Source organism: Paenirhizobium selenitireducens ATCC BAA-1503, from assembly GCF_900492185.1.
Lineage (GTDB): Bacteria > Pseudomonadota > Alphaproteobacteria > Rhizobiales > Rhizobiaceae > Allorhizobium > Allorhizobium selenitireducens_A.
The window spans coordinates 1-478 of sequence record NZ_UEYP01000043.1; the positions used below are offsets into that span (position 1 = coordinate 1).

At 56.5% G+C, this 478-nt stretch carries 1 protein-coding gene and 1 pseudogene; both read left to right on the forward strand.

The window, feature by feature from the left end:
• A pseudogene (locus tag RHIZ70P_RS22630) lies at window positions 1–248 on the forward strand (DDE-type integrase/transposase/recombinase); the annotation flags it as partial.
• 64 nt (window positions 249–312) lie between these two features.
• The coding region (locus RHIZ70P_RS22635) for a transposase (protein ID WP_147294007.1) at window positions 313–478 on the forward strand (166 nt) is incomplete at its 3' end.

Sequence of the window (478 nt, forward strand, 5' to 3'; positions counted from 1 at the left end):
AGCCGAAGGGCGAGGTGCTGATCCACTCGGATCAAGGCTCGCAGTTCACCAGCATGGACTGGGCCTCGTTCCTCAAGCACCACAATCTGGTTCACTCGATGAGCCGACGCGGCAACTGCCATGACAATCCGGTGGCTGAAAGCTTCTTCAACCTTCTGAAGCGGGAGCGGATACGCCGCAGGGTCTACCGTTCGCGCCACGAAGCCCGCCAGGACGTGTTCGGCTACATCGAAATGTTCTACAACCCGTGACCTGAGACCCTGAACTTCCTCCAGAATTTGGTAGAGTCCGTCACATCAAGGAGACGGACGAATGAAGCGTTCACGGTTCACGGAAGAACAGATCATCGGGATATTGAAGGAGCAGGAGGCGGGCGCGAAGACAGTCGATGTCTGCCGCAAGCACGGCATCTCGGATGCAACCTTCTACAAGTACAAGGCGAAGTATGGCGGCATGGACGGTGAAGCGGAAAAGCAAA